The 8,991-nt window shown below is 69.3% G+C and carries 10 protein-coding genes; 4 read left to right on the top strand and 6 right to left on the bottom strand.

The features are described from left to right. The first annotated feature begins 199 nt into the window (after positions 1-199). Genes ACIQF0_RS10075 through ACIQF0_RS10060 form a run of 4 tightly spaced genes read left to right on the top strand, consistent with a single transcriptional unit; the run spans position 200 to position 4,347 of the window. Positions 200-1,174 carry a carbohydrate ABC transporter permease gene (locus tag ACIQF0_RS10075; RefSeq protein WP_401026900.1) on the top strand — a complete coding sequence of 325 codons (975 nt, stop codon included), beginning with the start codon at positions 200-202 and terminating at the stop codon, positions 1,172-1,174. Positions 1,175-1,176: 2 nt separating this feature from the next. After that, positions 1,177-1,998, top strand: a complete 822-nt coding sequence (locus ACIQF0_RS10070) for a carbohydrate ABC transporter permease (protein ID WP_401026897.1) — start codon at positions 1,177-1,179, stop codon at positions 1,996-1,998. Then, positions 1,995-3,317, top strand: coding sequence for a GH1 family beta-glucosidase (locus ACIQF0_RS10065; protein ID WP_401026895.1), 1,323 nt, complete (start codon positions 1,995-1,997; stop codon positions 3,315-3,317). Before ACIQF0_RS10070 ends, ACIQF0_RS10065 begins: the two co-directional genes overlap by 4 nt. A 28-nt stretch (positions 3,318-3,345) precedes the next feature. Beyond that, on the top strand, positions 3,346-4,347 hold the full coding sequence (locus ACIQF0_RS10060) for a LacI family DNA-binding transcriptional regulator (RefSeq protein WP_401026893.1): 1,002 nt from the start codon (positions 3,346-3,348) through the stop codon (positions 4,345-4,347). A 45-nt stretch (positions 4,348-4,392) separates the two neighbouring features. Here the strand turns inward: ACIQF0_RS10060 and ACIQF0_RS10055 are convergent, their stop codons facing one another. From ACIQF0_RS10055 to ACIQF0_RS10030, 6 genes are all read right to left on the bottom strand, one after another. Continuing rightward, a complete protein-coding gene (locus ACIQF0_RS10055; protein ID WP_319974234.1) occupies positions 4,393-4,884 on the bottom strand; it encodes a cupin domain-containing protein in 492 nt (163 codons plus the stop codon). Positions 4,885-4,890: 6 nt separating this feature from the next. After that, positions 4,891-5,886: a cysteine synthase A gene (cysK, locus tag ACIQF0_RS10050; RefSeq protein ID WP_401026891.1), complete on the bottom strand. Its 996-nt coding sequence runs from the start codon at positions 5,884-5,886 to the stop codon at positions 4,891-4,893. 22 nt (positions 5,887-5,908) lie between these two features. After that, the gene (gene epsC, locus ACIQF0_RS10045) at positions 5,909-6,553 is read right to left on the bottom strand and encodes a serine O-acetyltransferase EpsC (protein ID WP_319974236.1); all 645 of its coding nucleotides are present in this window, start codon (positions 6,551-6,553) and stop codon (positions 5,909-5,911) included. Then, entirely contained in the window at positions 6,550-7,458 is a 909-nt protein-coding gene (locus ACIQF0_RS10040) for a DMT family transporter (RefSeq protein ID WP_401026888.1), read from the bottom strand. The genes epsC and ACIQF0_RS10040 overlap by 4 nt, the downstream gene beginning before the upstream one ends. Positions 7,459-7,554: 96 nt before the next feature. After that, entirely contained in the window at positions 7,555-8,325 is a 771-nt protein-coding gene (locus ACIQF0_RS10035) for an SDR family NAD(P)-dependent oxidoreductase (protein WP_401026885.1), read from the bottom strand. 46 nt (positions 8,326-8,371) lie between these two features. Beyond that, the gene (locus ACIQF0_RS10030; protein ID WP_401026883.1) at positions 8,372-8,953 is read right to left on the bottom strand and encodes a TetR/AcrR family transcriptional regulator; all 582 of its coding nucleotides are present in this window, start codon (positions 8,951-8,953) and stop codon (positions 8,372-8,374) included. Positions 8,954-8,991 lie beyond the last annotated feature (38 nt).

Genomic DNA, 8,991 nt, shown 5'->3' with positions numbered 1-8,991 from the left:
GGCCTGGCGCCCGCCCCCCCCGGCGGGGGGGGGGGGGGGGGGGGCCGCGCCCCCCCCGGGCCCCCCCCCCCCCCCCCCCCGCCCCCGCGCGCGGGCCCCCCCCCCCCCCCCCCCCCCCCCCCCGACCACAGACCTGGCGGCCGGGGCGCTGCGGAGAAACCCGCCCCGGCCGTCATCCCACACCACCCGAGGACACACGTTGGCGACTGATCTGCGGCCGAGGACGGCCCCGAGCATCCCGGCGGCCGGGAGCAGGCCTCCCGAGCAGCCACGTTCCCGGCTGCGCGACCGGATCTCGCGCGTCGAGGTGAAGTGGTCGCCGTACCTGTTCATCGCGCCCTTCTTCGTGATCTTCCTGGTCTTCGGGCTGTTCCCGCTGATCTACACGGCCTGGGTGTCGTTGCACGACTGGGACATCACCGGCGCGGGCGCGTTCGTCGGGCTCGACAACTACGTCACGTTGTTCGCCGACCCGGACTTCTGGAACTCGGTCGTCAACACCCTCGGCATGCTCGTGCTCGCGACCGTGCCGCAGTTGCTCGGCGCCCTGGTGCTCGCGAGCCTGCTCAACCAGAAGCTGCGCGCCGTGACGTTCCTGCGGATGGGCGTGCTGCTGCCGATCGTCACGTCCGTCGCCGCCGTCGGCATCGTGTTCAGCCAGATCTTCGACCGCGACGCCGGCATGGTGAACGGCCTGCTGGGGCTGGTGCACATCGACGCGATCGACTGGCGCGCCGACAAGTGGTCGTCGTGGACCGCGATCGCCACCATGGTCAACTGGCGGTGGACCGGCTACAACGCGCTGATCTACCTCGCGGCGATGCAGGCGATTCCGAAGGACCTGTACGAAGCGGCCACTGTGGACGGCGCGGGCAAGATCCGGCAGTTCTGGAGCATCACCGTCCCGAACATCCGGCCCGCGATCGTCTTCACCGTCATCATGTCCACCATCGCGGGCATGCAGCTCTTCACCGAGCCGCTGATCTTCGGCCAGGGCAGCTTCGCCATCTCCGGCGGCAGCCTGCGCCAGTTCCAGACGGTGTCGATGTACATGTTCGAGAAGGCGTTCCGGGACTTCGACTACGGCTACGGCTCTGCCGTCGCGTGGATGATCTTCCTGCTGATCACGCTGCTCGGCGTCGTCAACTTCCTGATCACGCGGAGGTCGAGGTAGCCATGCGCAAGACCCATCCCCTGGTCTACTTCACGCTCCTCGCGGGCATCGTGCTGTCGGCGTTCCCGCTCTACTGGCTCTTCGTCGTCGCCACCCGCGCCAACGACGTCGTCGGCGACTGGCCACCGCCGCTGGCGCCCGGGCCCAACTTCGGTGACAACGTCGGCAGGCTGTTCGCCGCGGAGGACGCGAACTTCCTGCTGGGCCTGTGGAACTCGCTGCTCAGCTCCGCGGTCATCACCGTCTCGGTCGTGTTCTTCTCGTCGCTCGCGGGTTTCGCGTTCGCCAAGCTGAAGTTCCGCGGCCGCAACGGGCTGCTGCTCGTCATCCTCGCCACCATGATGATCCCCGTGCAGATGGGCATCATCCCGCTGTACATGATCATGGTCGAGCTGGGCTGGCAGAACCGGATGGAAGCGATCATCGTACCGGCGCTGGTGTCCGCGTTCGGCGTCTTCCTGATGCGGCAGTACGCCGAGCAGGCCGTGCCCGACGAGCTCATCGAGGCCGCCCGCATCGACGGGTGCAGCACGTTCCGCACGTTCTGGAGCATCGTGCTGCCCGCGTTGCGTCCCGGAGCCGCTGTGCTCGGCCTGTTCACGTTCATGGGCGCGTGGAACGAGTTCCTGTGGCCGCTCGCGGTCCTCGAAGCGGACAACCCGACCGTCCAGTTCTCGCTGTCGCAGCTCTCCACCACCTACTACACGGACTACACGCTCATGTTCACCGGGGCGCTGATCGCCACCGTGCCGTTGCTGCTGGTGTTCCTCGCGTTCGGACGCCAGATCATCGGCGGCATCATGGAAGGGGCGGTCAAGGCATGACCACGTTCGAACCCGGTTTCCTCTGGGGCGCGGCCACGTCCAGCTACCAGATCGAGGGCGCGGTGGCCGAGGACGGACGCGGACCGTCCATCTGGGACACGTTCTGCGCGACCCCGGGCAAAGTGGACAACGGCGACACCGGTGACGTCGCCGCCGACCACTACCACCGCTATCCCGAAGACGTCGCCGTCATGCGCGGGCTCGGGCTCGGCGCCTACCGGTTCTCCATCGCGTGGCCTCGTGTGCAACCGCTCGGGTCGGGCAAGGTCGAAGAGCGCGGCCTCGACTTCTACAAGCGCCTCGTGGACACGTTGCTGGACAACGGCATCCAGCCGTGGCCGACGCTCTACCACTGGGACCTGCCGCAACCACTGGAGGACGCGGGCGGCTGGCCCGAGCGCGACACCGCACTGCGGTTCGCCGAGTACGCGCAGATCGTGCACGAGGCGCTGGCGGACCGCGTCACGCACTGGACGACGCTGAACGAGCCGTGGTGCTCGGCGTTCCTCGGCTACGCCACCGGCAGGCACGCTCCCGGCCGCCAGGACCCGGCCGCGTCGATCCGCGCCGCCCACCACCTGTTGCTGGGCCACGGACTCGCGGCACGGGCGATGCCCGACGCGCGGGTCGGCATCACGCTGAACCTCTCGCACGTCACGGCGGGTTCGGCCACCGAGGCGGACCTCGACGCGGCGCGCCGGATCGACGGCATGCAGAACCGGCTCTTCCTCGACCCCGTGCTGCGGGCGGAGTACCCGGACGACGTGCTGCGGGACCTGGGGCCCGTCACCGGCTTCGAGCACGTCCAGGAAGGCGACCTGAAGACCATCGCCGCGCCGATCGACTTCCTCGGCGTGAACTACTACTCCCCCATGCTCGTCGGTCACGGCACCACTCCGTCGCCCTCGGCCTACGTCGGCTCGGAGCACGTCCGGCACCTCGACGGCGGCCGGCCGCGCACGTCCATCGGCTGGGAGGTCGACGCCGGTGGACTGTTCGACCTCCTGCTGCGGCTGGACCGCGACTACCCGGCGATTCCGTTGTACATCACCGAGAACGGCGCCGCGTTCGACGACGAGGTGCACGACGCCGACCGCGTCGCCTACCTGGACGGACACCTGCGGGCGTGCGCGGAGGCCATGTCGAGAGGCGTGCCGCTGAAGGGCTATTTCGCCTGGTCGTTGCTCGACAACTTCGAGTGGTCCTTCGGTTACGCCCAGCGGTTCGGCCTGGTGCACGTCGACTACGACACCCAGCGCCGCACCCTGAAGGACAGCGCCCGGTGGTACGCGGACGTGATCGCGCGAGGTGGACTGTGAGCGCTTACAACATTGATAGGGTGCGGCCATGAACACCCGGCCTCCCACCCTGGAGGAAGTGGCGCAACGCGCGGGCGTCTCGACCGGCACCGTGTCCCGCGTCATCAACAACGCGCGCCACGTCAGCGAGAAGTCGAAGCGCGCGGTCCAGAGCGCCATCGCGGATCTGGGCTACGTCCCGAACACCGCCGCGCGCTCGTTGGCGAGCCAGCGGCGCGGCGCCGTCGTCCTGGTCATCTCGAGCGACGACCCGGCGATCTTCGCCAACCTCTTCTTCGCCGAGGTGATCAGCGGCGTCAACGCGGCGCTCGAGGAGACCGACCTGCACCTGATGCTGCTGCTCGCCGCGTCCCAGCGCGGCAGGGACAGGTTCGCGCAGGTGCTCCAGTCGCGAGGCGCGGACGGCGTGATGCTGCTGGCGCTCAAGGAGAACGACCCGCTGTCGAAGATGGCGGAGGACAGCGGCCTGCCGGCCGTCCACGGTGGACGGTCGCTCGACCGCGCACCCCAGTGGTACGTGGACGCCGACAACCGGGGCGGCGCCCGCACGGCCGTCGAGCACCTGATCTCCTCCGGCCGCACCAGGATCGGCACGATCACCGGCGAGCTCGACACCCACGCCGGCATGTCGCGCTACATGGGTTTCCGCGAGGCCGTCGTCCTGGCGGGACTGAGCGACGAACGCGTGGCGCACGGCGACTTCAGCGAGGCCAGCGGTGCCGCGGGCATGAAACTCCTGCTCGACGACCACCCCGACCTGGACGGCGTGTTCGTCGCGTCCGACGCCATGGCCACCGGGGCGCTCGCCGTCCTGCGGGAACAGGGCAAGCGCGTTCCGGAGGACGTCGCGGTCGTCGGTTTCAACGACATCGTGACGGCGCGGCACACCCAGCCCGCGCTGACCACGGTCCGGCAGCCCATCGAGGCGCTCGGCCGGGAGATGACCAGGATGCTGATCCGGCTGCTGAACGGCGAACAGCCGACGTCGCTGATCCTGCCCACCGAACTGGTCGTGCGCGACTCGGCCTGAGCGAAAGGGTGGCGGGCGCCCGGAGACCGGGCGCCCGCCGTCACCTCAGTGCCGGCCCCAGCCGGGAACGGTGCCGTCGATGGCGACCTCGAACTGGTCGTACTTCGCCATCAGCGTCAGCAACTCGTCCTCGGTGGGCTGGTTGCCGTCCGCGTACATCTCGGACAGGCCCCGGAAGTACTCCTCGCGGTTGAGCGCGGGGGTGAAGATGATGAGCATCGTGGCCTGGTCCTGGTACGGGTTGTGGAACCCGTGCGACACGCCCATCGGGACGTTGACGTACGTGCCGGGAGGCGCGGCGAACGACTTGCCGTCGAGGTGGAGCTCGACCATGCCGCTCAGGACGTAGAACGCTTCCAGCTGCTCGTTGTGCACATGCGGCGAGGCACCGGGAGCTCCCGCGGCCATCCGGTGCTCGTACAGGCCGAGGCGCCCGTCCGTCTCACTGCCCCTGGCCTTGAAGGTGGTGTGGGTGGTCGTGCCGATCTGCACCGACTCGCCTTCGCCGGGAAGCAGGATGTTGGACACTTGCGTCATGTCTGTTCACTCCTCGTTGATGGCTGCGGGCGTCTCGCCGCTGTCCGTCGTGTCTTCCTGGTTGAACCACGAGAGGTACCGCTCGCCCGTGTCCGGGAACACGGTGACCAAGTTCTTGCCCGCGTACTCCGGCCGTGCGGAGAGCACCCGGCAGGCGTGCGCCGCCGCGCCGGAGGAGACCCCGACCAGCAGCCCCGCGGTCCGCGCGAGTTCCCTTGCCGTGCGGTAAGCGTCCTCATTGGACACCGCGAGGACCTCGTCGATCAGGGCCACGTCCGTCGTCGGCGCGACGAACCCGCCGTTGAGCCCGGGAATGCGGTGCAGGCCGCCCCATCCCTGACTGAGCACCGGTGACCCTTCCGGCTCCACCGCGACCACGCGGATGCCGGGATTGCGTTCCTTCAGGTACTTCGCGGTCCCGCTGAGCGTTCCGCCGGTGCCGACACCGCAGACGAAGACGTCCACCTCGCCGTCGGTGTCGTTCCAGATCTCCGGTCCGGTGGTGGCGTAGTGCGCCGCCACGTTGTCGGAGTTCTCGTGCTGGCAGGCGAACCACGACCCGGGCCGTTCGCGGTAGATCTCCTCGGCCTTGGCGATCGCCGCCACGTACCCCTCCTGGTACGGGGTCAGCACGATCTCCGCGCCGAACGCGCGCAGCAGCTGGATGCGCTCGCTGGTCGCGCTGTCCGGCAGGACGATCACGCACTTGTACCCGCGGGCGGCCGCGATGGCCGCCATGGAGATGCCCGTGTTGCCCGACGTCGCCTCGACGATCGTGCCCGTGCCCCTGGTCAGGTCCCCGCGTTCCTCCGCGCCGTTGATCATGTAGAGCGCGGCGCGGTCCTTCACGCTGGACAGGGGGTTGGCCATCTCCAGCTTGGCGTAGAGGTTCGCGGTGGTCACGCCGAGGTCGAGACGGACGGTGGGTGTGCCGCCGATCAGGTCCACGAGCGAGTGCGCGGGCGGTCGTCTGGTGAGGGGCTGACTGACTCGGGTGTTCACGCGAACTCCGATCGGTTAGTTGTCACCAAGTGGGGAACACGGCCTGGGCGCCCTTGTGCCGCAGTCCCGTGATCTGAACGGGATGACGGGCCCTGGCCGCCTTCACCACGCCGCGGGTCGACCTCAGCGCGGGCACTGAGAACGGCGCCAGGACGCGTGAATCCGCTGGTACGTCACGGATCACCAGTGCCTGGGCGCCGACCACCGAGTCGTGGCCGACCGTGATGGGGCCGAGCAGCGTCGCGTTGGCTCCGACGACGACCCGGTCGCCGAGCTTCGGATGCCGCCGGGATCCTTCCGGGCGTTGGTTGTCGTGCCACCACCCGACCGCGCCGAGCGTCACCTGGTGGAAGATCGTGACGTCCTCACCGATGATGACCGTCTCGCCTATGACCACGCCTGCGCCGTGGTCGATGAAGAAACCGCGGCCGATCTCCGCACCGGGATGGATCTCGATGCCACCGGTCAGCAGCCTGGCGATGACCATGACCAGCCGGGCGCTGCGCCGGTGCCCCCGCAGGTGCAACCAGTGCGACACGCGATAGCCCCAGATCGCGATCACCGTCGGGTGCAGCAACGCCTCGCTGCGCGACGTGATCGACGGATCGCGGTCGAGGACCATGTCCAGGTCCGCGGTGATCGCGCCGAGCAGCGCCCGCGGGTTCACCGGACCGCCCCCGCCTTCTCCGGGGTCTTGCGGAGCTGTCCGAGCCTGTTCTCCGCGTAGGCCACGCCGACGAGCACCACGAGACCGCCCGCGATGAGGTTCCACGTGACGTGCTCACCGAGGAACAACACGCTGACGAGCACCGCGAACACCGGTACGACGTAGTTGACCGCCGATGCCGTGGTGGCCCCGACGTCGCCGATGAGGCGGAAGTAGAGCACGTAGGCCAGACCCGTGCTCAGCAGGCCGAGCAGCACGATGCTCATCGTCACCGGGCCGGTGAAGCTGGGCGTGCGCCAGTCGAGGAACGGCGTCACGACCGCCTGCAGCACGGCCGCCGCGACGAGCTGCGACGCGGCCAGCGACAGCGGCGCCAGTCCGAGCGGCGACAGGTACTTGCGGACGTACACGAAGCCGATCGCGTAGCTGATGGCCGCGCCGAAGCAGGCCAGCCGGCCGCTGAGCGAGCCGAGCGACTCGTGCCACGGCCCGATCAGCAGCACCACGCCGATGAAGCCGAGCACCAGGCCGACCGCCTTGCGGGAGGTCGCCCGCTCGGTCGGCAGAGCGGCGGTGGCGAGTGCCAGCGTCAGCAACGGGCTGGCGCCGATCAGGACGCCCGCGATGCCGGCGCCGGTGCTCTTCTCGCCGTAGGACAGCAGGAGGAACGGGATCACGTTGCCGAACAGACCGGCGGCGGCGATGTGCCCCCAGATCTGGGCGGAACGCGGCAGGGCGACCTTGCGGACGGCCGCGATGGAGAGCAGGACGGCCGCGCCCAGGATGAGTCTGCTGAGCACGAGCTGTCCCGGTGTCAACCCTTCCAGGGACACCTTGATCAGAGTGAAGCTGCTTCCCCACAGCAGCGCCAGCAGCAGGAAGCGCGCGACGGATGCCTTGTCCATTGCTTCTCGATTCGGATCATCTGTCAGTAGTCGTTTGGACACTTCAACAGATGCTCCTAGGGGCTCACTAGAGCGAGCCCCGTCAGCGCGAGGAGATCAGCCGGCGACCACCGCGACCCCGGTCCGCCCGCCGTCGACGTCGATCACCGTCCCGTGCACGAACGCGGCGTCGTCCGAGGCCAGGTAGACCGCGGCTCCGGCGATCGCGTCGGGGTGCCCGGACCGGCCGGCCGGTGTGCCGTGCATCATCACCTCGCCGGGGTGGACGGCGCCGGGGTCCCAGTCCGGCGAGACGACGACGCCGGGCGAGATCGCGTTCACCCGCACGCCCTGCGGGCCGAACTCCGCCGCCCACGCGCGGGTAAGCGTTTCCATGGCGCCCTTGGTGGAGCTGTAGAGCGAGCCGCGGGGCACGGCCAGCCGGGCGATCCACGAACCGAGGTTGATGACCACGCCGGAACCCGCGCCGATCATCGCGGGAACCAGGGCCTGCGTCAGGAAGAACGGGGCCTTCACGTTGACGCCGTAGACGCGGTCGAAGGTCTCGTCGTCGGTGTCGAGAGTGCCCGGCGACGGGTAGATGCCGGCGTTGTTCACGAGGATGTCGACGGGGCCGCCCAGCAGCGTCTGGACTTCCGCGGCCAGCGCGCGGCTCGCGGCGGACGAGCCGTCGAGGTCGGCGCGGACGAAGTCGGCGCGGCCACCGGACGAGCGGATCTCCTCGACGACCTCCGCTCCCCTGGCCTCGTCGCGCCCGGAGACGACGACGTGCGCGCCCTCGCGGGCGAAGGCGACCGCGATCGAGCGGCCGATGTTGCTGGTGGAACCGGTGATGAGGGCGGTCCTGCCCTGCAGTCGTTGTGCCATGCACTCGAAGCTAGGTCCGTATTTTTGGACCCGCAAGTCCAGAACTTCAGCCGCGCAGGTAGTCGATGACGACGTCGAGCGCCGCCTCCAGGTGCGTGACGTCGCCGGTCGACCGGAGCACCTGCACTCCTCCCTGGATACCCGCGATCAACGCGGCGGAGACGCGGCCGGCGTCCACACCGGACCGGACCAGACCGGCCTGCTGCATCTCGATGACGCCGCGACGCAGCTCGGACTGCCACTGTTCGAGAAGCGTGCCGATGACCTCGTGCGCGCCCGGTGTGCTGTCGAGCTGACCCATCAGCACACCGAGAGGGCAGGTGCGGCCCTGGGCCCGGTAGCGGGCGACGACCGAGTCGCGCCAGCGTTCCCACGCGGCCCACGACGTGAGGGCGCTGAGATGCGGCTGCTGGTCGGAGAGCACGCGATCGGCCTCGAACCGTGCCACGGCGAGGAAGAGCTCCTCCTTGCCGTCCGGGAAGTAGTGGAAGATCTGCCCCTTGCTGGTGCCGGTGATCGCCCGGATGTCGTCCAGCGTCACGCCGGCCGCGTCATCGCTGCGCAGGTACGAGGCCGCCCCCTCGATGATGCGCTGCCGGGTCGCCTGCCCCTTCGCCGTGAGCTTCATGACGCCAGAGTACGTTTTCTGGACCAGCGGGTCCACTG

The sequence above is a fragment of the Lentzea sp. NPDC092896 genome, from assembly GCF_044754905.1.
GTDB lineage: Bacteria > Actinomycetota > Actinomycetes > Mycobacteriales > Pseudonocardiaceae > Lentzea.
The sequence above is the reverse complement of the archived record's forward strand: the minus strand, read 5'-3'. Positions and strand labels throughout refer to the sequence as shown.